Source organism: Photobacterium carnosum (assembly GCF_021236965.1).
Lineage (GTDB): Bacteria > Pseudomonadota > Gammaproteobacteria > Enterobacterales > Vibrionaceae > Photobacterium > Photobacterium carnosum.
Window position 1 is genome coordinate 38,129 of the sequence record NZ_WMDN01000013.1, and the last position, 25,581, is coordinate 63,709.

Here is a 25,581-nt window from a genome sequence, read left to right on the forward strand (position 1 = left end):
CGCTTTTTTTGTAGCCGATAATTCAAAGATTAACCACGTCCACCACGAATGGCTTCAATAATTTTAGAGGTTGAACAACCATCTTCAAAATTAAGCACTAACACTTTTCCACCAGCTGCGATCACTTCTTTACCACCTGCAATTTGTTCTGGGGTGTAATCTCCACCTTTAACTAAAATGCTTGGTAAGACTTCACTGATTAATCGTTGTGGCGTCTCTTCAGTAAATGGAACGACCCAATCAACCGCCCCTAATCCTGCTAATACCGCCATACGACGATCTTCTGGATTTACTGGACGTCCAGGGCCTTTTAAACCTTTAACTGAATCATCAGAATTAACCGCAACAATTAGCCGATCACCCAATTTTGCGGCTTCGGTTAAGTAGGCAACATGACCCGCATGCAAAATATCAAAACAACCGTTAGTCATTACTACGGTTTCACCACGTGCACGCGCCGCTTTCACCGCATCAATTAATGCTGACTCAGAAATAACCCCAAAACCACTGTCTTGGCTACCATGAATTGCTTCGGTTAATTCAATCGTCGATAAGGTTGATGTACCTAACTTCGCCACCACGACACCCGCAGCGGCATTCGCAAGTTTACATGAATCAGATAATGATTTTCCGGCTGACAATGATGCAGCCAAAACTGAAATAACCGTATCACCAGCACCTGTTACGTCATAAACTTCTTGCGCAAGGGTAGGCATGTGTAACGGCTCACAACCTTTCTCTAATAAGGTCATACCATGTTCAGAGCGAGTAACCAGCAAAGCTTCAAAATCAAATTTTTCGATCAATGCCATGCCTTTTTCAACTAATTCTTGCTCTGAGTTCACGCAGCCAACAACAGCTTTAAATTCAGACAAATTAGGCGTCAATAACGTCGCGCCACGGTAACGTTCAAAATCGGCCCCTTTAGGATCAATTAACACCGGTAATTTTGCCGCACGCGCCAATTGAATCATCGCCTGCACATGTACCAACGCGCCTTTGGCATAATCAGACAAAATAACCGCTTTAGCCTTCGCTAGTGCTGGCTGCATTCGTTCAAGTATTAATGCAGGATCAACATCCTGAAAGCCCTCTTCAAAATCTAACCTAATTAATTGCTGACCACGGCTCATCACGCGTAATTTAGTAATCGTTGGATATTGTGCCAATGCGACAAAATCACTATTCACATTCAATGACGACAATTTTTCAGTCAATGCGCGTGCTGGCTCATCCATACCGGTTAAGCCAATCAATTTAGCATGACCGCCTAACGCTGCAATATTCATCGCTACGTTCGCAGCACCACCAGGGCGCTCTTCAATCTGATCAACTTTAACCACTGGCACCGGCGCTTCTGGTGAAATACGTTCAGTGGGTCCAGTCCAGTATCGATCGAGCATTACATCACCAACAATCAATACTTCTGCATGGTTATAATCAGGCAGCGTCAGTTTCATTTCTTTCTCCGGGAATATGGCAACGTTCGAATACTAGCATAAACTAAAATCAAGGGGCATCGGGATCACAACTAAACCTGACAAGGTTCAAGCCATTGCTGCCATACCTGTTCCACCGTCTGTCGCATTCCAATAAATTGCTGCTGATCAACATAAGCGGGTAGCCCCAATAAACTTAATCGATGAATGGCATTACGCATATCACAATAAGCTTGTTGTAATTGAGCCACAGTGGCGCTATCGATAATGTCATAATCGGCCATCGAGTCAAAAATACGCACATTATCAGACCAACGCGTTAAAGCTGGTTGCTGATGGGCATAAGCCAACACTAAATATTGTGCTAAAAATTCAATATCGGTGATGCCTCCTTGGTCTTGTTTAAGACCAAACATACCCGCTTTTTTCTTACCGAGATGGGCGCGCATTTTGTGGCGCATCGTCACCACATCGTTAGCTAATTGCGCCTGATCACGAGCGACTGTTAACACTTGCTGGCGAACATCGGCAAATGCAGTTTGTAATATCACATCCCCATACACCATTCGCGCACGAACCAAAGCTTGATGCTCCCATGTCCATGCTTGTTGCTGCTGATACTCACAAAACGCATTGATTGTCGTTACTAACAATCCAGAAGCACCAGAAGGTCGTAACCGCATATCAACCTCATACAACACCCCCGATGCAGTTCTGGTTGAGAACAAATGAATGATGCGTTGGGCTAACCGTAAATAAAACTGACGACCATCAATTTCTTTACTGCCAGTGGTATAAACATTATCTGGGCAATCATGAATAAAAACCAAATCAAGATCAGAGCCATATCCCAACTCCCAACCTCCCACTTTGCCATAACCAATCACCGCAAAGCCTTTACTTTCACGCTCTAACAAATGACTTGGCTCACCATATTTAGCTACAATCTGTAACCATGCTTGATTAACCACCGCCGCAATAATCGCTTCTGCCAGATACGTTAAGTGATCACTTACTTTCATTATAGGCAATACACCTGCAATATCAGCGGCAGCAATACGCAATAATTGGGTTTGCTTAAACTGGCGAATCGCCTCCATCTGTTGCTCCATATCCTCTTCAGGAATACGCGCCAGATATTCACGCAATTCATCTTGGTAACTCGTGAGTTGTGTGGGTTGATATAAATGCTGCGGATCCAACAATTCATCAAGCAATAATGGATACAAAGCCAGTTGATCTGCCACCATTGGACTGGCAGCACATAATCGAATCAGTTGTTTTAGTGCAACGGGATGTTCGGTTAATAATTCAAGATAAGTGGTACGCGTCGCGATACGAATAATCAATTTCGTCAATCGCGGTAACAACTGTACCGCATCATCACGTAACACCACTTGCGCTAAAACTTCAGGCATTAAGGTGGCTAACGCCTCACGCCCACGAGGACCTAAGGTACGTTTCGATAATTCATGCTTAAAAGCCGCTAAGTTCTGAGCTTGTAAATGTTGCTCCGGCACCTCTAATTCAGCCAGAATACTGAGCAATACATCCTCATTGGTCACCATTGACCACATTTCATGGTATTGCGTCGCAACATCTTGCTGATTATCTTGATCATCATGACCAATAATATCGTCGAAAATGGCATGAATAGCAGCCATATGTTGTTCAGTCGTTATGACTAATGCCGCCCAATCATGCTCAGCCATTGCGCACGCTAACCGCGATTGATCAAGGGCTTTATCTGGCAGAGTTTGAGTTTGCTTATCGTCAATCGCTTGCAATAGATTTTCTAAGCGACGTAAATGACAATACCCCGCCGTTAAAGTATCAACATCCGCTGGCGGTAATAACGCTAGCTCTTTAATTGCCGCAAGAGTCGGTAATAAACCGCGACCACGTAAACTCGGCTCTCGACCACCACGAATTAATTGGAACGATTGCGCGATAAATTCAACCTCACGAATCCCCCCGGCCCCCAATTTAATGTTATTAGTAAGACCTCGACGTCGAACTTCACTACCAATCATCGCTTTCATGCATCGCAATGATTGAACCGCGCTAAAGTCGATATAACGTCGAAATACAAACGGTCGAAGCATTTGGCGCAAGCCTTGATATTGGCTAAAACTTTCTTTGCCCATCACTCGTGCTTTGATCATCGCATAGCGTTCCCAATCACGACCTTGTTCTTGGTAATAATCTTCTAATGCGGCATAACTCATCACTAACGGTCCGCTGTCGCCAAAAGGACGCAACCGCATATCAACCCGATAACAAAAACCATCAAAGGTGACTTGATCTAACGCTTTAATCAATCGCTGCCCTAAGCGAGTAAAAAACTGGGCATTCGCAAGGCTACGTCGACCGCCAACCGTTTCACCGTTTTCAGGATAAGTGAAAATAAGATCAATATCTGACGAGAAATTCAGCTCTCCGCCCCCCAACTTACCCATACCCAAAATCAGCATCGGTTGTGGTTCACCGTCCTCATTCATCGGCGTGCCCCACTCAGTGCAGCACTGCCGATAAAGCCAATGGTATGCTTCCATGATCAAGGCTTCTGCCAATTGCGACAAACTAGCGAGGCTGTATTGTAAAGGTACGCGATGACTAAAATCTTGCCACGCAATTAACGTCATGTAGCGACGTCTAAAGTGACGCAAATTACGCATTAAACACGGTTCATCGGTTACTTGTGTTAACTGCTGACTCAATAACTCACGGTAATCAATCTCTAAGCAGCACTCTCGCTGCTCAAATAGCCATTCCAATAACGTCGCATCTTGCTGTAAAGAAGCACTAATAAAATCACTCAGCCCCAACATGGCATATAATTCTTGCTTGGCTTTACCTTGCCATAACGCCAATAGTTGTGGGTGCTTATCGGCTAATTTTTCCCATGCTAAATTTGCAGCAGCTACTACATCACTACAATGATCAATGCTTGGATAAGGTTGTGATTTTTCGGTCGCCATGCGCTGTCCTTGAACAAGTAATTCGATAAAGAACTCTAATTTAGCATACAAAAACGCCCATCAAACGATGGGCATTATAATTTTATTCCATTCAATATAAGGCGTTTTATTTACACTTTAAATGCGTCTATTTTGGCTTCTAAATCACTGGCTTGATGCTGCATATCAATTGATGTTTGCGCTAACTCAGTAACAACACCAACTGAGCCATCAACCAACTCTCGTACATTCGTCAGATTAATATTCATCTCATCTGCCACTGCACTTTGCTGTTCCGCTGCGGCTGCAATATGAAAATTCATATCATTAATCGCTTGAATTTGTTCAACAATCTTATTTAACTCACCACCAGCATTAGTAACTAAATCAACCCCTTCATCAGCTTCAATAACACTGCGTTCCATTAAATTAACCGCTTGCTGAGCACTTTGCTGTAATTGAGCGATCATATCTTGAATTTCAACCGTTGCGGTTTGAGTACGCTGAGCGAGATTACGGACTTCATCAGCTACAACAGCGAATCCACGCCCAGCATCCCCAGCACGTGCGGCTTCAATTGCCGCATTGAGTGCCAATAAATTCGTTTGTTCAGAAATGCTTTGAATGGTCACAATCACCGAACTTATTTTATCGACGCGGGTTTCTACTTGGTTAACAGCAGCCGCTGATTGGGTAATATCATCCGATAATTGGTTAATAGTAACCATGGTTCGACTAACAAACCGCTGCCCCGTTGCTGCTTGTTCTGAGGTATTAAGGGTCGCATTTGATGCATCACGCGCATGGCCAGCAACGGTTTGTACTGTCGAAGTCATCTCTGCCATAGCTGACGCAAGTTGATCGATTTCAGCAAACTCTTCTTGAGACGATTCTTTCGTTTGCTCCATCATTAATGACATCATTTCCGCTGATTGTGACAGTGCGCTGGCGGCCTGACGCTGAGCAATAAATATCGCTTTTAGCTGACAACGACTTTGTTCAAGCTCACGGCTTAACTCACCTAACTCATCACGACATGCCATGGCTATTGGCTGTGACAAATCATTATTAGCGAAGGCTTGAATACTTTGCTTTAAGCCACCAATTTGACGCAACATAATCCGCGATGCGAGCAATAACACCACCACAAAAATCACCACCATTAATGATGTTTGCCATACAATTTGCACTAAATACTGTTGATAATAACCAGCGGCCAATGCATTTGATTGATAGCTAATAACCGCTAACTGTAACGCGGGTAGTTTGACTATATATCCATAACCGTCATTATCTTGTCGCGTAAATGCCTGATTATTGAGCTTTGTGTCATGCAGAAGTTGACTCAGTGTTTGCCCTTTTTCCAGCGGCTGTTTAAGATTAATAACCTGATTTAGTTTGGATTTTTCTAGCATGTTGTCGTTGCGATACTCAACAACATACACACTATGATTAATCAATTCCGTGGATAATTGAGGGGAATTTAAAGCTGAAAATGGAGGATTTGTAGTGGCTAAGCTCGTCAGCATCAAAGCATTAGACTGGGCTAATTGCTGGACTTTATCTTGCTGAGTCACGATAACAGACTGGTAAAATAATTCAGCATCCCACAGCTGTTTACCAATTAATAATAATGTACTAAACACCATCAGTAAAATAAGTTTGGGTCTTAATTTCAGGTTCGTTAACCACTTTTCCCAAGGTTTAAACTCTAGTGTTGCCATTTATTATCTCCATATCGCTAACGCTTAACCCATTCACATTTAACGTGAAGGTGTCATCCGCAAGCCAGTAATCTCATCAATAAGCATCATTGCTCTATTCTCTTTCATTGCTTATCGACATTTACCGTTAAATATTTAGCTCTCAATAAAAAAGATACCTCAAAATATGATCTGCGCCGCATACTATAATTTGTCTTATAAAAACGACAACGCCCCGCATAAAGCGAGGCGTTAATATTTAAGACTGACTTGTTGCATATAACGTATTACGATTATGGCCAATAAGGCGTTAGCTCAATACTGATCTGCCGAGTCTGACTCATGGCATGCAATAAGGATTCTTCTTGGCGCTGTAACCACTTTTCAATTTGCGCTAAGTCATCTGCTTCAAATAACGGTAATAACTGTCGAATCGGTTCTAACTCACGTAAATCCTCTAAGCCTTGTAATAAATCTAACCACGGCATTCTAAAAGAAATACGACGATCTTCATCATATAAACCAGCAAAAGCGATACCGCTCATCAAATTACGTAATAAACGCGGTTTTTGATCAAGATAATCAATCCGATTCAGTTGACGCTCAGCAGGGAATACATCAAGTAATTCAGACCATGAACGGGTCAACATATTATCGGCAAAGGTTTTTATGGGGGCAGCGAGCTTAGTACGTGACTTATCATCAAGAAATGGCTGCCAACCGCGACTTAAAATCCAACGACTTAAATCAAGCAACAAACCACAATAACGTGCTGAACGCATTAATTGGATCATCGCGTCACTATTAGGGAGTTCCTGATAACGTAGATCTAATTGCTGTTGTAATTCTTTACGAGCATGAAGCTTACGTAATACATAAGCTTTATCGTCACTCAGCGCTTGAATACTATTGGCTTCTTCTAGCCAATCAAGCTCACCGTCTAACCATTGTAATTCTTGGCGTAATAAGGCACTGGCACGACGCGGAATAATGCCACCAAAAGTAGCAAATGTTTGACGCAATAGGCTCAACGCTTGTGATATTTGTACCAGTGCTTGTGGATCTTGGCGTTCCACGTAAATTTGCTCATGGTACAACCAATGATCTAATGCATGCTCAAGCGTTTTAATAAACGTTGATTCAACTGAATCTTGCAAGTTTGTATCAACAAAAACTAATGGCTTGATAGGATCGCCTTGATAATCAGCAGCAAGTCGGTAACCACGAGCAGCCTTACTAAGATTACCTAATCGCATTCCACCATCAACGCATAATTCGCGCGCTAAAGTGAATAAAGCATCGGTTTGACCCGACTTCAGCTCTAGTTCTACTTCACAAATTGGTGAGCGTTTATCATCAACGCTCACTTCACCATGATCAAATGCTAACTCAATTTGACTACCATCAGGCATCGCCACTAACCATTGTTGACGTGTAAAATCGGTACTAAATAATGGCTGTATTTGCTGCTGAACAGCAACAACATCAAAGTCGTGAGGCCAAGCATCTACGGGATGAAGCGCTAAACTCGGTTTAGTACTATTAACTTCAACATTGTATTCAGGGCGCTGGTGCAATCCAGCAACAACACGACCTGCCGTTTTTAATGTTTGTACAAACACATCATCAAAACGACGAATACGTAAACCTATATCATGCTGGCGCAATACTTGATCAGGCGTGTCAAAGTAGACATTACCTAACTCTCGACGGCTCTGTTGCAGAATTTTAGCCGCAGAAATTTTATCCACTAGCTGAGTTGAAAATTCTGGTAAAACAAAAAACTTCAGTTCTATCTCGGTTTCCATAGTTATACCTATAAACGGTGGCAAACCAAGGATATTTGCTTATTCACTCCAGAGCAAGTGAGAAATATCAATAAAACCTTGATCAAAACTAGTTCCACTATACTATTTAATACGTTAAAATGCGCGATTCAATGACCATCGCTCAAGATTTAGCCTTATTCGGGCGCTCTTTAGGTTGATCGGCTATGCCAGTAAATACAATAATGGGGCTCTTTGCAAAATCCCCAATCAAACCACTACAACGTCATGTTATTCGCGTAACTGAATGTTGTGATCTGCTTATCCCGTTCTTCGAGGCATGTAATGCTGGAGATTGGGAAAAGGCGGCCGTTTTACGCGAACAGATATCGCAACTTGAAAAAGATGCGGATGTACTCAAGCGTGAGATCCGTCTGAAGCTTCCTCGTGGTCTTTTCATGCCAGTAGATCGTACTGATATGTTAGGACTGTTAACTCAGCAGGACAAACTCGCTAACATCTCTAAAGACATCGCTGGTCGAGTCTTAGGACGTAAGCTAAAAATGCCTGCTATCATGTACCCAGACTTCGTGGCATACATTCAACGTTGTTTAGACGCAGCTGATCAAGCTCGTCGTGTAATCAATGAATTGGATGAATTACTCGAAACTGGTTTCAAAGGCAGAGAAGTGACGCTTGTTGCCGAAATGATTAATCAGCTAGATGTTATCGAAGACGATACCGATGCTATGCAGATAATCTTACGTCAACAATTAATGTCCATCGAAGACCAACACAGCCCGGTGGATGTCATGTTCCTGTACAAAATTCTCGAGTGGGTAGGCGCAATTGCTGATCAAGCACAGCGGGTCGGCTCACGTTTAGAAATTATGCTCTCGCGTTCTTAATAACGGGAATTTAACAAAACAAGGTTTTACAATGGAAATCCTGGCTAACTACGGCACTCTATTAATTGGAGTGGCAGCTTTTTTTGGTCTTTTGATGGCGATTGGTATTGGTGCAAATGATGTTGCCAATGCCATGGGCACTTCAGTTGGTTCAAAAGCACTTACAGTAAAACAAGCGATCATCATTGCGATGATTTTTGAATTTGCAGGTGCTTATCTTGCAGGTGGTGAAGTTACTGATACTATTCGCAAGGGTGTTATCGAAACTTCTCTATATGCAGCTCACCCTGAAACCCTAGTTTTTGGCATGATGTCGGCGCTTCTTGCTGCTGGTACATGGCTACTTGTCGCTTCTTTTATGGGCTGGCCTGTTTCAACAACTCACTCAATTATCGGTGCTATCATCGGTTTTGCTTGTGTGTCAGTTGGCACCAATGCAGTGGATTGGCATTCAATCCAAGGTATTGTGGGTAGCTGGTTAGTTACACCATTCATTGCTGGTATATTTGCATATCTGATTTTCATCAGTGCTCAAAGGCTAATCTTTGATACTGATAACCCGATGGCAAATGCAAAGCGTTTCGTTCCTGTTTATATGTTTATCACAGCGATGGTCATTGCATTGGTAACAATTAAGAAGGGTTTGAAACATATAGGTTTGCATTTGACGACAGGTGAAGCTTGGATTGCATCAATTGCTATTTCATTTATCGTTATGATAGTAGGTTACTTCTACATTCAGCATAAATATACTGATGACGATCTAGTGGATAGTAATGGCTATGCTGGCGTTGAAAGTGTATTTAGCGTATTGATGGTTGTTACTGCGTGTGCGATGGCATTTGCCCATGGTTCAAACGACGTAGCAAATGCAATTGGTCCACTATCAGCAGTTGTTTCAACTATTGAGAACTCTGGACAAATTGCAACTCAAAGCCAAATCGCATGGTGGATCCTTCCACTAGGTGGTGTTGGTATCGTCATCGGTTTAGCTACTCTTGGTCATAAAGTAATGGCTACCGTAGGTACAGGCATCACTGAGTTAACACCTAGCCGTGGTTTCGCTGCTCAGTTAGCAACAGCTTCGACTGTTGTACTAGCATCAGGCACGGGTTTACCAATCTCAACCACACAAACACTTGTTGGTGCGGTATTGGGTGTTGGTTTTGCTCGCGGCATTGCGGCTCTTAACCTTGGTGTTGTTCGCAACATCGTTGCATCGTGGATTGTAACTTTGCCGGCAGGTGCTTTACTTGCCATCATCTTCTTCTACATTATACAAGCAGTATTTAGTTAAAGAGTGGCAGAGTTCAAAGAGAGAGGTATCCCCTCTCTCTTTTCTTGCTCCCTTCCTACAAAGCCCTTACTATCCTCGACCTCTAACCATTTCAGGTTCATCAAGGATTCGATAGTGAAGCACCTCATAAGCTTTTTTTTGTTATGTTTTACACTAATTAGCCCGATAGCTAATGCTGAACAAACCCATTATATTTCTGACAACTTATTTACTTACCTATTAAAAGGTCCGGGCAGTCAATACCGTATTGTCGGTAGTGTTAATGCAGGCTCACCCGTTACACTATTAGAAAAAGATAACGGTTATAGTCGTATTACAGATACTAAAGGTCGTACTGGCTGGATTGAATCCAAGTTCATCTCAACAGATCTTGCATTGCAAGAACGTCTGCCCGTACTTGAAACGGAATTAACCACCGTCAAAGCCAAGCTAGTAGAAGCACTCTCTACGAATGATAATAAACACAGTGATTTAAATAGTGCTTTGGCTCAACGTAATAGTCAGATTAATACATTAGAAACACGTAATACCCAATTACAAAATGAATTAACCATCGCTCAAGATGAAGTGCGTAGCCTACGTGCCAAAATTGATACTCAAAAAGATGATTTATTAATGAAATGGTTTACTTATGGCGGCCTCGTAGCGGGGGTTGGTTTGTTATTGGGATTACTATTACCCCATATTACCCCCCGTCGCCGTAAGCGTACGAATGGTTGGGCATAAACATTCCTAAATAACAGCGCATGTTATTATAAAGATGTCAGGTATCAATAAAAAAGGCAGCCAATTGGCTGCCTTTTTTGATTTTCACTTCGCGTTAATTACCATTCAGATAGCGCTGGCATACTAATTTCATAGCCATCAAACGTTAAGATCACATCGCGAGATTCAATCTTAACTAATTTAACCCCAGGAGCGATGATATCGCCCTGATGGCGCTCATGACCATTAACCTTAACCCACCTTTTCGTCGGTGTAGAAGAGTAAATATGTTGGTTAAAATTCATCTTTGGTAACTGACGTTGCACTGTGTTTGGCAATAAACCAATAGGAATAACGTTACTTTTAGGTGCCTTAGTTACCGTTGAATGAGGCTTGATTGCATTACGATCAGCGCTACTACGATCAACCTCGCTATCTTGATATTGTTCGCCATCAGTCGCCACTATTGCTGATTTAAGTTTAGCGGCAATATCTGGTGATAAACCAGATAAATCAAGATTATCGAGCTTATAGGGATCATAAGAAATAGCTGCGGCTTTTGTAACATGTTTAACTGGCGACTGTACGGCTACATCATCATACGTTGGACCAAGATCAGCATATTGACTCTCGCTATCATCATTTAATGAATAGGCAGGAGAAGCAGAATAAAGACTATCACTGATCGGTAAAGGTTCAGTAACCAAATCGGGATATGCCATAAATATTACATCGGTATCCGCCGTCGCTTGAGTTAAGTGCAGCGCTTGTTTATTCGGTGGTTGCGACACGGAATGTGTTGATACAGCTAATGCTACAGCCTTTAATTCTGGTTGATGATTAAGCGCTGCCGTTGTAATAACTGAGTGTTGTTGATAAACCTTATAAGCTACAATCGAGGCGGCTGGTAATAAAGCAATAATTATCGGCATCACCCACTTAATTCGCGATTGTTGCGCCTTAACAGTACGCATCGGATGCACAATTTTCATAGTCTCGCCATTAGTATTCCCACGGCTTAATTGAGTCACATTATTTTCATCTGATTGTTTTAAAGCCGTTAATAACTGAGACATTAGATTTGCTCCGGTTGTAACGTCGGTCCAGGAAGATTAAGCGCAGCATCAAGAATCATTAAGGTCATGGGGCCAGCAATACCATCAGCAGTAATATCTTGCGCACGTTGAAAACGACGTAATTTATCCAATACCGTTTGATCAAAGTAACTAATCTGATGACCATCATCACCTAAGAAAGTATTTAACTGCTGATTTAACCATGCGACTCGCGTGCCACTTTGACCAAAACGAATCGTGGTTTTATTTCCTAGCGGTGGACGCCATAGCAAACTAAAGTGACCATTCCAACGAGCTTCAAACCATGCTGGCATCACTGAAATACGCTGTTTATCTAATAATAGCTCGATTCGATCACTCGTAATCGCATACACAACCGCATAAAAAGGCTGCTGTTTACCATCTTTAAGGGCCACGATCACCGGACGATTAATCAATCCTAATCGCGTTAATGTCGTTGAACCAGAAAAACACGTCAATGCAATGCGAGAGCTTGTCGCGCACGTTGCCTGATTTAATGCCGTATCAAAGCCCCATAATTGATACAGACTTTGCATCGCATTACGTTGGTTACGACTGTCATTAATCGCTGTCACTAATCGAGTTTCAGTATTGACGACTGCCGTTGTTAACGGTGCAGTATCCGTTGTTGCCACTTGCGAAGAAGACGTGGCGGCTAAAGGTTGTGTCTGAGTATTTATTTGAGGCCAATATTGCCATGCCACCGTTGCCATCACACCACACAGTGCCGCTGCTATTGTCCATGGCAGCCATGTTAAACGTGAACGTGACGAAGCCACTGATGGTACTTGCCAACTCAATATATCTTCACAGGCTTGAACCACCATTGCTTTGGTCACACTGTGAACGCCGCCCTGACACGCTAACTGCATCGATTTATTACACACCAAGTTAATTAGCCGCGGTACACCTTGAGTTTGTTTAGCGATATAACTGACAATGCTGGTATTAAAGACAGGATATAAACAATCAACCGCATTAAGACGGTAATGAATATATTCATTAACTTCAGTTTCGGTCAATGGCAGCAAGTGGTAACGGGAAGTGATCCGTTGTGCTAATTGGCGTAAACGTTCTTGTTGTAATAATTGCTGTAATTCGGGTTGACCAATTAATACGACCTTTAATAATTTTCGACTATCAGTTTCCAAATTGGTCAACAAACGCAATTGTTCTAGCACATCTGGCATTAAATGCTGCGCTTCATCAACCAATAGTAGTGTTTGCTTACCCACGGCATGATTAGCAATAAGATGCCGATAAATAATATCCGTTAGTTGTTTAAAACTGGCTCCATCACGGTAAGATAATCCTAGTTCATCACAGATAGTGGCCAGTAGATCATAGGATGATAAAGCTGGATTGAGGATCACAGCCACTTGTGCTTGTTGCGGTAATCGCGAAATCATTGCACGTAATATTGTAGTTTTCCCGGTACCAACTTCACCCGTTAGTAACCCAAAACCACCGCCATCGGTTAACCCTGACAACATGTGAGTTAAGGCTTCTCGATGACGCTCACTGAGGTAAAGAAAACGGGCACTTGGCACAATTGAAAATGGCGCTTCGTTTATGCCAAAAAAATCTTGGTACATATCTATACTCTAATACTTAAAATTATTTAGGAATAAATTATCGATAACATCATCAACAATATAAAAAAACTTAGTACTGACAAACTCTCATTACTGATCGATATTTGCTATCATGATGACATCAACAAACCAGTGTATATTGGTTAATAAAATAATACCGATCACCATTATCATGCAATGATAATGGTGACTTACAACTATTAGCCCGCGTGGTATTAAGGAGTCTTCATTGCAAACCTATCTTGTCGGTGGTGCTGTTCGCGACACTTTATTAGGCTTACCTATAACAGATCAAGACTGGGTTATTGTTGGCACTACGCCAATGGCCATGCTTAAATTAGGTTATGAGCAAATTGGCAGTGATTTCCCCGTTTTTCTACATCCTCGGACTAAACAAGAATATGCCCTTGCACGTACCGAGCGTAAATCAGGCCATGGTTACACTGGCTTTACCTGTTATGCAGCTGCTGATGTTACCCTCGAACAAGATCTATTACGACGTGATTTAACCATTAATGCGATTGCCCAAGATCAACAAGGGCAACTCATCGATCCTTACCATGGCCAATATGATCTCGAGCATAAGATCTTACGTCATGTTTCACCTGCATTTAGCGAAGATCCATTGCGAGTATTACGCGTTGCCCGTTTTGCCGCACGCTTTGCTCACTTAGGCTTTACCATTGCCGCAGAAACGATGGCATTAATGCAAGAAATTGTGGTCAGTGGTGAATTAGCCAACTTAACCCCAGAGCGAGTATGGCTTGAGTGGCACAAATCACTTTCAAGCAATGATCCACAGATCTTTTTAAATGTATTACGCCAATGTGGTGCTTTAGCGGTAATTATGCCTGAAATCGATGCCTTATTTGGCATACCACAACCGACAAAATGGCACCCAGAAATAGATTGTGGCATTCATACTCTGCTCGTAGCAAAACAAGCAGCAATACTTAGTGATGATACAATCATTCGTTTTGCAGCCCAAGTGCATGATCTTGGCAAAGCACTCTCTCCGAAAGATGATTTACCCCATCATAAAACCCATTGTCGTGACGGTATCAAACCGATTAAACAGTTGTGTCAACGGATCAAAGTGCCCAATGATTATCGTGATTTAGCACTGTTAGTGTGCGCTCAACATACTAAAATCCATCACGCCCAAGAGATGCGAGCTAGCACCTTTATTACCATTTTTGATCAAATAGACGCATGGCGAAAACCACAACGTATTGAACAACTGGCAATATGTTGTCGCGCAGATGCGCGTGGTCGTCAAGGTTTAGAAGATACAGCCTATCCACAAGCTGATATCACTATCGCCACTTTTGATATCGCTCAAGCAGTCCCCGTGGCTCCGATTATTGCAGCCGGGTTCACTGGCGTTGAAATCAAACATCAATTAGCACAAGCCCGCGCACTCGCGGTTGATGAATATTTACAACGCACTCGAAACTAATACGTCACCACAAAAAAGCCGACATATATAATGTCGGCTTTTTTGTCACTCGTTTATCTGAAATTATTTTGACAATAAAAACAAGATCAAACCAACGCCTAAGATTAAACGATAGATAACAAACGGCATCATACCTAAACGGGTCACCAACTTTAGGAATACATGAATACACGCATAAGCGCTGACAAATGAAACCGCGATCCCAATACTGAGGTTACTAACATCAATTGATTCAGGCCCCGTCACCAATTTAAGACCTAAGTACCCACCCGCAAGCAGAATAATGGGAATCGACATTAAAAACGAGAACCGTGCTGCCGCCTCACGTGTAAAACCTAAATATAATGCCGCAGTCATGGTTGCACCAGAGCGAGATGTGCCCGGAATAATTGCTGCTGCTTGAGCTAAACCAATTAAAACTGCACTTTTCCATGTGGTCTGATATTCATCATCGGTCTGCTTCGCATGCTTATCAACCCACCATAACAGCAAGCCAAAAATAATGGTTGTACAAGCAATAACCCACGCAGAACGCAAATACATCTCAATGAAATCTTTCATCAACAAGCCAAAAATACAGGCTGGAATCGTTGAAATAACAATCATCCATGCCAATTTAGATTCAGCATTGTGTTGACGCTTAAAAATTGAAGCTATCCATGCGCTAAGAAGCGTAACAACTTCTTTACGGAAATAAATCATTACCGCTAATAACGTACCCACATGCACCGCAACATCAAATGCCAACCCTTGATCTGGCCACCCCAAGATTTCTGACGGTAAAATAAGATGGGCAGAACTCGATACAGGTAAAAACTCTGTTAATCCCTGTAATAGAGCAAGCATGATCGCTTCAAAGTGACTCATTCATTATCCTTAATTTAGGTTATATCCATTGCTGCAAGCAATAGTTTACTCGATATTATTCAACAGGCCATAATGACTGTTGAGGTGAAAAATGTTGCCATAACTCAGCAATCGTCTGTTGTTGTCCGGGAATAACTAACTCAGGACATAACTCATTCATCGGCCAGAGTACAAAAGCAAATTTATACAGATCAGATCGCGGTATTGTTGGTGAGCACTCACAGATAACATCACCATACAATAAAATATCAAGATCAATGGTACGGCTTTGATTTTTTTGAGTATTTTCAGGCCGACCCAGTTGACGCTCAATGTTTTTCAATGACAGCTGCAAAGTAGCTAATGACAATGACGTTTTTATTTCAATAACACTATTAAAAAAATTATCACCGTCAAAACCAACCGGTTCAGCTTCAAACACACGTGACATTCGCCATGAACTGGCCAATTGTGCAACTGCTTTTACGCCAGCTGGTAAATAATATTCACGATCAATATTGCTGCCAATGCTGATATAAGCGGTGATCACTACTTAATGCCTCGCTCAATTTGAACCCCAACCCCGCGCGCATTAGCAATTGCACCCGGTTTAGTGATCCGTACTTTTATCCACGGCACAGCAAAACGCGTCATAATCAAACTAGCAATATCTTCAGCAACACGCTCAACTAACAAAAAACGACCTTGAGTAATATGCTCAGTAACAGCAGTACTTACCGTCGAATAATCTAACGCTAAATTAACATCATCACTCATAGCTGCAGGACGATTATCGTGAGCCATCTCTAAATCTACTACCAATTTTTGTTTAATTTGTTGCTCCCAGTCATACACTCCAATAGTGGCGATAACGTCGAGTTGTTCTATAAATACCGTGTCCATATTTAATCGCTAATTTTGTTAGAGGTCGGATACCTAATACACACAAAAACGCGTATTATCAGGCTATATTAGTTAGCATTAATAAATGCTAACAGGCCAACAACATACTCAATGTTGACCATAATCGTGACTATATCACAGCCATAAACACGCTGATATTTATCAGTACCAATATTGATAAAGATAAGATCTAGCTAACATTTAGCAACAATAAATAGCAGCACTTATCTTTCAAATAATCGGAATATTGCATGACACCATTAGCGTTATTGATGATCATTGCGGCCTATTTATTAGGATCTATTTCCAGTGCAGTATTAATTTCAAAACTGTACCATTTTCCCGATCCTCGAACCCATGGTTCACTCAATCCAGGTGCGACAAATGTACTTCGCCTTGGAGGTAAAACTGCCGCAATATTAGTTTTAGTTGCCGATATTCTAAAAGGGATGATTCCAGTGTGGTTAAGCTATTTTTTTGGCTTAAATCCATTCTTATTAGGCATCATAGGGATCGCCGCTTGTCTAGGTCATATCTACCCAATTTTCTTTCATTTTCAAGGCGGGAAAGGGGTAGCAACAGCACTTGGCGCATTAGCTCCAATCGGCTGGGATCTTAGTGGCAGTTTAATTATTATTTGGATATTAGCGTTAACACTCACGGGGTATTCATCACTCGCATCATTAATCACAGCACTTATCGCACCATTAATGACATGGATGATAAAACCCGAATACACGATGCCAGTTGCCATGCTTTCTTGCTTAATTCTCTTTCGTCATCAAGATAACATTCGTCGTTTACTCGATGGTGACGAAAAAAAATATGGCGCAAACTTGCTCGTAAAAGCAATGAAAAGCAATGAAAATGCAGAAAAACAAATAAAAAGCGAGAATATATATTCTCGCTTTTTATTCGGATCAACACATAATCACTATTAAGCAATAGGTTGTAATTGATCGATAGGCCAACGAGGGTAAACCTTCACCCCAAGATCCATTGACTCATGATTTTTCAAACGTTGCATACCAGCATAAGCAATCATCGCGCCGTTATCCGTACAAAACTCAGTTCGCGGATAAAACACTTGACCATGCATACCTTTCATCATGATTTCAAGCTGTTGACGTAACGCTTGATTAGCACTTACACCACCGGCAATCACTAGGCGCTTATAACCCGTTTGCTTTAATGCACGCTTACATTTAATTGCCAACGTATCCACCACAGCATCTTGGAACGCATACGCAATATCAGCCCGAGTTTGTGGATCATCATCATTGCCACGAATCGTATTTGCTGCAAATGTTTTTAAACCAGAAAAACTAAAATCGAGCCCTGGACGGTCTGTCATTGGACGCGGAAACTTAAATCGTCCCGGAGTGCCCTGTTCAGCCATTTTGGACAGTCGTGGACCTCCTGGGTAATCTAAGCCCATCATTTTAGCGGTTTTATCAAAGGCTTCACCCGCGGCATCATCAACTGACTCACCCAGGATCTTGTAATCACCAATTCCACGCACATCTACCATCATGGTATGTCCGCCAGAAACCAGCAATGCTACAAAAGGAAATTCCGGTGGATTATCTTCCAACATCGGAGCAAGTAGATGGCCTTCCATGTGGTGCACAGCAACCGCAGGTAAATCCCATGCATACGCCAAGCTACGACCGATGGTCGCGCCGACCAATAACGCACCAACAAGACCAGGCCCAGCAGTGTAAGCAACACCATCAAGATCTTCTGGCGTTAACCCCGCAGCCGCTAATGTCGCAATGATTAAGGGAATGGTTTTTTTAACGTGATCGCGCGATGCTAACTCAGGCACCACACCGCCATAATCGGCATGTAACTTTACTTGACTGTAAAGTTCATGTGCCAATAAACCTTTTTCATCATCAAAAATTGCGATACCTGTTTCATCACAGGAGGTCTCAATGCCTAATATTCGCATAACAGCCTCTATTACTATTCGGAGAGCCAATATAAAAAATCAGTCTATTTTCAATAACAACCGACAGTTCATACGGGTTTTTAAAGGGGTAATTAAGTGCCATGTTACCGCTGTTAACACAAATTAACCAGTTCATAGGCGTAGAATGCTTTACAAATACCCCCAAATCAGATTAGAATTTCGCACCATTTTAATCATCTGACATTTGACGTCAGTATTAAACCGAATCACTCTGAGGTGAGTATTACATGCCAGTAATCAAAGTACGTGAAAACGAACCGTTTGACGTAGCACTACGTCGTTTCAAACGCTCTTGCGAAAAAGCAGGTATCCTTTCTGAAGTTCGTCGTCGTGAGCACTTCGAAAAGCCAACAACTGTACGTAAGCGTGCTAAAGCAGCGGCAGTTAAGCGTCACCTGAAAAAATTGGCTCGCGAAAACGCGCGTCGTGTTCGTCTGTACTAATCGTTAGATTATAAAACAGAAGGATCGCGTAATGACTCTTATTGAACGTCTTAAAGGCGAACAAATCGCGGCGATGAAGGCGAGAAATAAACCTCGTCTTGGCGCTATCCGTTTGGTACTTTCTGCAATTAAACAACGTGAAGTTGACGAAAGAATTATTCTTTCCGATGATGACGTGTTAGCAGTTTTGACCAAAATGGTAAAGCAACGTCGTGACTCTGTAGCCCAATATGAAGCTGCAGGCCGTCAAGATCTTGCTGATATTGAACATGCTGAAATCAGTGTTCTAGCAGAATTTATGCCTCAACCGTTAAGTGAAGATGAAGTCTCTGCTTTGCTGGATGATGCTATTACTGCAACAGGCGCTGTCAACATGCAAGATATGGGCAAGGTTATGGGCGTACTGAAACCGCAGATTCAGGGTCGTGCCGATATGGGGATTGTTAGCAAGCTGGTGAAAATCAAGCTAGGTTAATCACTCCTCTTATTCTGCAACAAGCCGTGCTATTCTTTTAGAATGCGCGGCTTGTTTGTATCTGACAATCCTCATTTTTAACGGTCTAACCGTTACACTCTTTTTGTTTACTCTAGGTTGTTTGCTTTGTTATGTCAGGAAAAATACCGCGTTCATTTATTGATGATTTAATCTCTCGACACGACATTGTCGATGTTATTGACGCGCGTGTAAAACTCAAAAAGCAAGGTAAGAATTTTGGTGCCTGCTGCCCCTTTCATAATGAAAAAACCCCCTCTTTTTCGGTAAGCCAAGAAAAACAGTTCTATCATTGTTTTGGGTGCGGCGTTCATGGCAACGTACTTGATTTCGTGATGGAGTATGATCGGTTAGAGTTTGTCGATGCTATTGAAGAACTAGCCTCACAATTAGGTTTAGAAGTTCCACGTGAAAACGATGGCACCAATGCACCTCGTGGCCCCAAAGCCGCTGATAAACGTAATTACTATGAACTCATGGGCCAAGTATCACAGTTTTATCAATCGCAATTACGGGCACAAGACGCTCAGATTGCCGTTGATTACCTCAAAGGTCGTGGTTTATCTGGCGATATTGTGAAAAAATTCAATATCGGTTTTATCCCAGATCAATGGGACATGGTACGTACTCGCTTTGGGCGGGATAATGAATCGCAAAAAGCACTTGTTAATACAGGAATGCTGATCGAAAACGACCAAGGTCGTCGTTATGATCGCTTTCGTGGACGAGTGATGTTTCCGATCCATGATCGTCGTGGACGTGTAATTGGTTTTGGTGGTCGAGTATTAGGCGATGGTACCCCTAAATATCTTAACTCACCGGAAACTGATATTTTTCATAAAGGCCGTGAGCTTTATGGTTTATATGAAGTATTACAAACCCATCGTGAACCTGAAAAAATTATGGTGGTTGAAGGCTACATGGATGTCGTGGCGTTGGCCCAATTTGGGATCGATTATGCGGTAGCATCGTTGGGAACAGCGACGACAGGCGATCATGTTCAAAGCCTGTTCCGTCAAACCAGTACAGTCGTGTGTTGCTATGATGGTGACCGTGCTGGACGAGAAGCCGCTTGGCGAGCAATGGAACAAGCATTGCCCTTCTTAACCGATGGCCGCCAATTAAAATTTATGTTTTTACCTGATGGCGAAGACCCTGATTCTTGTATTCGAGCCGAAGGAAAAGCACAATTTGAACAACGTCTTAATAGCGCTACAACGTTGTCTGAATTTTTGTTTAACAGCTTAATGCTCCAAATTGATACCAGTAGTCGTGAAGGCAAAGCGAAGCTAACCACGCTCGCTGTTCCCTTAATTGATAAAGTACCAGGTGGTACTCTACGACTATACTTACGTGAGTTGCTAGGCAAAAAACTCGGTTTACCGGATGAAACACAATTACAACAGCTACTATCAAAACATGGTCAAATCACTAAAGCTGTCGGCCAAATACAAATTAAGCGTACGCCAATGCGAGAAGTTATTGCATTGCTGATTCAGCGCCCGCACTTTGTGCAACAGCTTGAATTTGATATGGACGCATTTACGGGTATTGAGCTCGCTGGATTAAATTTATTACTCTCAATAGTTGATAAATGCCGAAACAATCCCAATATTAGCACTGGACAGCTTTTAGAATATTGGCGTGGCACCAAAAACGAAGCCATGATGGCACGGCTTGCCGCGTGGGAGCTACCGTTGTCAAATGATGAAGACAACAGCCTCGATGTATTTTTAGACGCAATGGATAAAATTATTATTCAATGCGTTAATCAACAAATTGAACAGTTGCAGACTAAATCAAGAACTGTCGGCTTATCAGTCGAAGAAAAGCAGGAATTACAATCCTTATTACTGGATCGTCCTGCCTAATAAGTAGTCAACAATTAAGAAATTTGTTATAATGACTGGTTTGCAACTCTGCATACTAAATTATCACTCAGACCCGAAGTTGGATACCGTCTATGGAGCAAAATCCGCAGTCACAGCTAAAGTTACTTGTTGCTAAAGGCAAGGAACAAGGCTATCTGACCTACGCCGAAGTAAATGACCACCTACCAGAAGATATTGTTGATTCTGATCAGGTTGAAGACATTATTCAAATGATTAATGACATGGGTATTAAGGTAGTTGAAACTGCCCCAGATGCCGATGAACTCATGATGACTGAAGATAATGCCGACGAAGACGCCATTGAAGCAGCGGCGCAAGCATTATCAAGCGTAGAAAGCGAGATCGGTCGCACAACAGACCCAGTACGTATGTACATGCGCGAAATGGGTACAGTTGAACTACTTACTCGCGAAGGCGAAATTGATATCGCAAAACGCATTGAAGATGGTATTAACCAAGTTCAATGCTCAGTTGCTGAATACCCTTCAGCAATCGCTCATTTACTTGAGCAGTTTGACAAAGTTGAAGCCGATGAACTTCGTCTAACTGATATCATTTCAGGCTTCGTTGATCCAAACGAAGAAGCTACCGCAGCACCAACAGCAACACACATTGGCTCAGAGCTAAGCGAAACCGATCTTGAAGATGAAGATAAAGATCTTGAAGACGGTGACAGCGACGACGATGCGGAAGATGAAGAAGAAGACGATGGTAGCATCGACCCAGAATTAGCGCGTGAAAAGTTCTTAGAACTTCGTCACTCCTATGAAAAAATGGCATTAGCCATTGACACTAACGGTCGTCAACATGCTACAACCGAAATTGCTGTTGAAGAATTGTCAGAGATCTTCAAGCAATTCCGTCTGATTCCAAAGCAATTTGATCGTCTAGTTAGCTCACTACGTAACTCTATGGATAAGGTTCGTACTAACGAGCGTCTTATCATGCGTATGTGTGTTGATAACAGTAAAATGCCAAAGAAAACATTCATTAGCTTATTTGCAGGTAATGAATCAAACAGCGATTGGATTGACACCGCACTTAACTCAGGCAAGCCTTATGCTGATCGTTTAAAGAACTATGAAGAAGATCTTCGTCGTTCATCGTTAAAGCTACGCATACTTGAACAAGAAACGGGTCTGTCTATTGAGCGAATCAAAGACATCAGCCGTCGTATGTCAATCGGTGAAGCGAAAGCGCGCCGTGCGAAAAAAGAGATGGTTGAAGCAAACTTGCGTCTTGTTATCTCTATCGCGAAAAAGTACACCAACCGTGGACTACAGTTCTTGGATCTGATCCAAGAAGGTAACATCGGTCTAATGAAAGCTGTTGATAAATTTGAATACCGTCGTGGTTACAAATTTTCAACGTACGCAACATGGTGGATCCGTCAGGCAATCACTCGTTCAATCGCTGACCAGGCACGTACTATTCGTATTCCTGTGCACATGATTGAAACCATCAACAAATTGAACCGTATCTCACGTCAGATGCTTCAAGAGATGGGTCGTGAGCCGTTACCTGAAGAATTGGCTGAACGCATGCAAATGCCGGAAGACAAGATCCGCAAAGTACTGAAGATTGCTAAAGAGCCAATCTCAATGGAAACACCTATCGGTGATGATGAAGATTCACACCTTGGTGATTTTATTGAAGACACAACACTTCAACTTCCAATGGATGCTGCAACTGCAACTAACTTGCGTGCAGCAACTAACGATGTACTTGCTGGGTTAACGCCTCGTGAAGCAAAAGTACTTCGTATGCGTTTTGGTATCGATATGAATACCGACCACACGTTAGAAGAAGTAGGCAAGCAATTTGATGTTACTCGTGAGCGTATCCGTCAGATCGAAGCGAAGGCGTTACGTAAATTACGTCACCCAAGCCGTTCAGATGTACTTCGTAGTTTCCTAGACGAATAAGAAAACGCAATAACGTTATAAAAAAAGCGAGCCTTGAGCTCGCTTTTTTATTATGTGCAATAAAGCGATCAAACGTTAAATAACGCATTTATTTTTTCTAACTGTCGAAAAAGCAAACAATTTCTTAGTGTTAATCACTAGACAAGTGCGACACCATCCCCTATAATTCGTCGCATATGGCCCCTTAGCTCAGTGGTTAGAGCACGCGACTCATAATCGCTTGGTCCCCAGTTCAAGTCTGGGAGGGGCCACCAAATTCGAAAAAGCTGAAGTATTTTTACTTCAGCTTTTTTCCGTTTCAGATCCATGAAATAAAAATATCCTGTTACTCTCTATGTTGCTACCACGACAAAAAATATCATTAACCTACTGACACTTGATAAATAGCAAAGCTTTATTTTTATTTTCCCACATAATCATCATTTTTATGTCATACATAAAATCAATAATGAACAGCTATATCTCAGGGTGCTAAATGATGGAATATCTGCTATAATTCTGCGCTTGAATATTAGGGTTATAATCAATGCTGCAGAGGCATTTATCTATTTGTTCATAACAACAGCACTATATTCAATACCACTTAAGATCACCTAAATATGAACTTTAAAAAAACGCACTAACGCTTTTTTAAAGTAATCTTTAAAGCGTTTTTTATTTCTTCATTATTCACTATTCGATAACAACCATATGTTGATTATCTAATAATGACTAATGTTAATTTTCCCTTGGGTAAATAGTTCGTCCGGAGAGTATCCTCAATGAAAAAGACCAAGATCGTATGTACGATTGGACCGAAAACTGAATCTGTAGAAATGCTTACTAAACTAGCTAACGCTGGTATGAACGTAATGCGCCTTAACTTCTCACACGGTGACTTTGAAGAACACGGTCAGCGTATCACGAACTTACGTGAAGTTATGGCTAACACAGGCAAAGAACTAGCTATCTTGCTAGATACTAAAGGTCCTGAGATTCGTACTATCAAACTAGAAGGTGGTAATGACTTCACTCTAGTAGCTGGTCAAGATTTCACTTTTACAACAGATACATCTGTAATCGGCAACCAAGACTGTGTGGCAGTGACTTACCCTGGTTTTGCTAAAGATTTAGTAAAAGGCAACATTATCCTAGTAGACGACGGTCTAATTGAGATGGAAGTGTTGGGAACAACAGAAACTGAAGTTAAGTGTAAAGTACTTAACAGCGGTGACCTAGGCGAAAACAAAGGTGTTAACCTTCCTGGCGTTTCTGTAAAACTTCCAGCTCTTGCTGAAAAAGATAAAGCTGACCTTAAATTTGGTTGTGAGCAAGGCGTTGATTTCGTTGCTGCATCTTTCATCCGTAAGGCTGAAGACGTACTAGAAATCCGTGCACTATTAGCTGCAAACGGCGGCGCTAACATTCAAATTATCTCTAAGATCGAAAACCAAGAAGGTGTTGATAACTTTGACTCTATTCTTGAAGCATCTGACGGTATCATGGTTGCTCGTGGCGACCTTGGTGTTGAGATTCCAGTTGAAGAAGTTATCTTTGCTCAAAAGATGATGATCGAGAAGTGTAATCGCGCTCGTAAAGTTGTTATCACTGCAACACAAATGCTTGATTCAATGATCAAGAACCCACGTCCAACACGCGCAGAAGCGGGTGATGTTGCTAACGCAATCATGGATGGTACTGACGCAGTAATGCTTTCTGGTGAATCAGCTAAGGGTAAATACCCAATCGAAGCTGTAACTATCATGGCGAAAATCTGTGAACGTACAGATAAAGTACTTAAAGCTGAGCTAGGTTCACGTCTAGATAGCCCACGTTTACGTATCACTGAAGCGGTATGTAAAGGCGCAGTTGACACAGCAGAGAAGCTAAACGCTCCACTGATCATTGTTGCAACTGAAGCAGGTAAATCTGCTCGTTCAATCCGTAAGTACTTCCCAACAGCACGTATTCTTGCTGTAACAACTAATACTAAGACAGCAGCACAGCTATGTCTTTCTAAAGGTGTTACACCTGTTGTTGTTGATTCAATTGACAGTACTGATGCATTCTACCTACGCGGTAAAGAACTAGCATTAGAATCTGGCATTGGCGCTAAAGGCGATATCGTAGTAATGGTTTCTGGTGCACTTGTTGCTTCAGGCACAACAAATACTGCATCTGTTCACGTTCTATAAT

General features: G+C 42.0%; 20 protein-coding genes and 1 tRNA gene. 11 read left to right on the forward strand and 10 right to left on the reverse strand.

All coding sequences use genetic code 11. The features are described 5' to 3' along the window. Positions 1 to 29: 29 nt before the first annotated feature. The 4 genes from hldE to GLP24_RS12930 all read right to left on the reverse strand — a co-directional run bounded on the left by hldE (position 30) and on the right by GLP24_RS12930 (position 7,910). Positions 30 to 1,460, reverse strand: coding sequence for a bifunctional D-glycero-beta-D-manno-heptose-7-phosphate kinase/D-glycero-beta-D-manno-heptose 1-phosphate adenylyltransferase HldE (gene hldE / locus GLP24_RS12915; RefSeq protein ID WP_232604074.1), 1,431 nt, complete (start codon positions 1,458 to 1,460; stop codon positions 30 to 32). Between the two features lie 71 nt (positions 1,461 to 1,531). Continuing rightward, positions 1,532 to 4,420 (reverse strand): bifunctional [glutamate--ammonia ligase]-adenylyl-L-tyrosine phosphorylase/[glutamate--ammonia-ligase] adenylyltransferase, encoded by a 2,889-nt coding sequence (gene glnE, locus GLP24_RS12920; RefSeq protein WP_232616122.1) that lies wholly within the window; start codon positions 4,418 to 4,420, stop codon positions 1,532 to 1,534. Positions 4,421 to 4,530: 110 nt separating this feature from the next. Then, a complete protein-coding gene (locus GLP24_RS12925; protein ID WP_232616123.1) occupies positions 4,531 to 6,123 on the reverse strand; it encodes a methyl-accepting chemotaxis protein in 1,593 nt (530 codons plus the stop codon). A gap of 272 nt (positions 6,124 to 6,395) precedes the next feature. Further along, positions 6,396 to 7,910 (reverse strand): CYTH and CHAD domain-containing protein, encoded by a 1,515-nt coding sequence (locus tag GLP24_RS12930; RefSeq protein ID WP_221944206.1) that lies wholly within the window; start codon positions 7,908 to 7,910, stop codon positions 6,396 to 6,398. Positions 7,911 to 8,095: 185 nt separating this feature from the next. On the opposite strand from GLP24_RS12930, the gene GLP24_RS12935 reads away from it, so the two are divergent. From GLP24_RS12935 to GLP24_RS12945, 3 genes are all read left to right on the forward strand, one after another. Further along, positions 8,096 to 8,776, forward strand: coding sequence for a TIGR00153 family protein (locus GLP24_RS12935; protein WP_101769235.1), 681 nt, complete (start codon positions 8,096 to 8,098; stop codon positions 8,774 to 8,776). Between the two features lie 31 nt (positions 8,777 to 8,807). Beyond that, positions 8,808 to 10,073, forward strand: a complete 1,266-nt coding sequence (locus tag GLP24_RS12940; protein WP_101769234.1) for an inorganic phosphate transporter — start codon at positions 8,808 to 8,810, stop codon at positions 10,071 to 10,073. 114 nt (positions 10,074 to 10,187) lie between these two features. After that, on the forward strand, positions 10,188 to 10,799 hold the full coding sequence (locus GLP24_RS12945) for a TIGR04211 family SH3 domain-containing protein (protein ID WP_232576155.1): 612 nt from the start codon (positions 10,188 to 10,190) through the stop codon (positions 10,797 to 10,799). Positions 10,800 to 10,897: 98 nt separating this feature from the next. Here the strand turns inward: GLP24_RS12945 and GLP24_RS12950 are convergent, their stop codons facing one another. Then, positions 10,898 to 11,854, reverse strand: a complete 957-nt coding sequence (locus GLP24_RS12950; protein WP_232616124.1) for a general secretion pathway protein GspB — start codon at positions 11,852 to 11,854, stop codon at positions 10,898 to 10,900. Further along, entirely contained in the window at positions 11,854 to 13,470 is a 1,617-nt protein-coding gene (locus GLP24_RS12955) for an ExeA family protein (protein WP_232616125.1), read from the reverse strand. Before GLP24_RS12955 ends, GLP24_RS12950 begins: the two co-directional genes overlap by 1 nt. A gap of 229 nt (positions 13,471 to 13,699) precedes the next feature. Between GLP24_RS12955 and GLP24_RS12960 the strand changes: the two genes are divergently transcribed. Further along, the gene (locus tag GLP24_RS12960; protein WP_232604068.1) at positions 13,700 to 14,929 is read left to right on the forward strand and encodes a multifunctional CCA addition/repair protein; all 1,230 of its coding nucleotides are present in this window, start codon (positions 13,700 to 13,702) and stop codon (positions 14,927 to 14,929) included. Between the two features lie 63 nt (positions 14,930 to 14,992). On the opposite strand, the gene GLP24_RS12965 is transcribed toward GLP24_RS12960, so the two are convergent. Genes GLP24_RS12965 through folB form a run of 3 tightly spaced genes read right to left on the reverse strand, consistent with a single transcriptional unit; the run spans position 14,993 to position 16,678 of the window. Further along, entirely contained in the window at positions 14,993 to 15,796 is an 804-nt protein-coding gene (locus tag GLP24_RS12965; protein WP_101769230.1) for an undecaprenyl-diphosphate phosphatase, read from the reverse strand. Positions 15,797 to 15,851: 55 nt separating this feature from the next. Further along, positions 15,852 to 16,325 (reverse strand): 2-amino-4-hydroxy-6-hydroxymethyldihydropteridine diphosphokinase, encoded by a 474-nt coding sequence (gene folK / locus GLP24_RS12970; RefSeq protein ID WP_101769229.1) that lies wholly within the window; start codon positions 16,323 to 16,325, stop codon positions 15,852 to 15,854. Further along, entirely contained in the window at positions 16,325 to 16,678 is a 354-nt protein-coding gene (folB, locus tag GLP24_RS12975; protein ID WP_101769228.1) for a dihydroneopterin aldolase, read from the reverse strand. Before folB ends, folK begins: the two co-directional genes overlap by 1 nt. Positions 16,679 to 16,929: 251 nt before the next feature. Between folB and plsY the strand changes: the two genes are divergently transcribed. Then, positions 16,930 to 17,619, forward strand: coding sequence for a glycerol-3-phosphate 1-O-acyltransferase PlsY (plsY, locus tag GLP24_RS12980; RefSeq protein WP_232616126.1), 690 nt, complete (start codon positions 16,930 to 16,932; stop codon positions 17,617 to 17,619). On the opposite strand, the gene tsaD is transcribed toward plsY, so the two are convergent. Next, complete coding sequence (tsaD, locus tag GLP24_RS12985) at positions 17,616 to 18,632, reverse strand: tRNA (adenosine(37)-N6)-threonylcarbamoyltransferase complex transferase subunit TsaD (protein WP_232598530.1); 1,017 nt, start codon at positions 18,630 to 18,632, stop codon at positions 17,616 to 17,618. The two genes, plsY and tsaD, sit on opposite strands and share 4 nt — an antisense overlap. A gap of 248 nt (positions 18,633 to 18,880) precedes the next feature. Between tsaD and rpsU the strand changes: the two genes are divergently transcribed. From rpsU to pykF, 6 genes are all read left to right on the forward strand, one after another. After that, on the forward strand, positions 18,881 to 19,096 hold the full coding sequence (gene rpsU, locus GLP24_RS12990) for a 30S ribosomal protein S21 (RefSeq protein WP_005301411.1): 216 nt from the start codon (positions 18,881 to 18,883) through the stop codon (positions 19,094 to 19,096). A 31-nt stretch (positions 19,097 to 19,127) separates the two neighbouring features. Then, positions 19,128 to 19,571, forward strand: a complete 444-nt coding sequence (locus GLP24_RS12995; RefSeq protein WP_101769225.1) for a GatB/YqeY domain-containing protein — start codon at positions 19,128 to 19,130, stop codon at positions 19,569 to 19,571. Between the two features lie 131 nt (positions 19,572 to 19,702). Then, positions 19,703 to 21,460, forward strand: a complete 1,758-nt coding sequence (gene dnaG / locus GLP24_RS13000) for a DNA primase (RefSeq protein ID WP_101769224.1) — start codon at positions 19,703 to 19,705, stop codon at positions 21,458 to 21,460. 92 nt (positions 21,461 to 21,552) lie between these two features. Further along, the gene (gene rpoD, locus GLP24_RS13005) at positions 21,553 to 23,406 is read left to right on the forward strand and encodes an RNA polymerase sigma factor RpoD (RefSeq protein ID WP_101769223.1); all 1,854 of its coding nucleotides are present in this window, start codon (positions 21,553 to 21,555) and stop codon (positions 23,404 to 23,406) included. A gap of 178 nt (positions 23,407 to 23,584) precedes the next feature. Beyond that, a tRNA-Ile gene (locus tag GLP24_RS13010) sits at positions 23,585 to 23,660 on the forward strand. A 507-nt stretch (positions 23,661 to 24,167) separates the two neighbouring features. Next, positions 24,168 to 25,580 (forward strand): pyruvate kinase PykF, encoded by a 1,413-nt coding sequence (gene pykF / locus GLP24_RS13015; protein WP_152653990.1) that lies wholly within the window; start codon positions 24,168 to 24,170, stop codon positions 25,578 to 25,580. The last annotated feature ends 1 nt before the right edge of the window (position 25,581 follow it).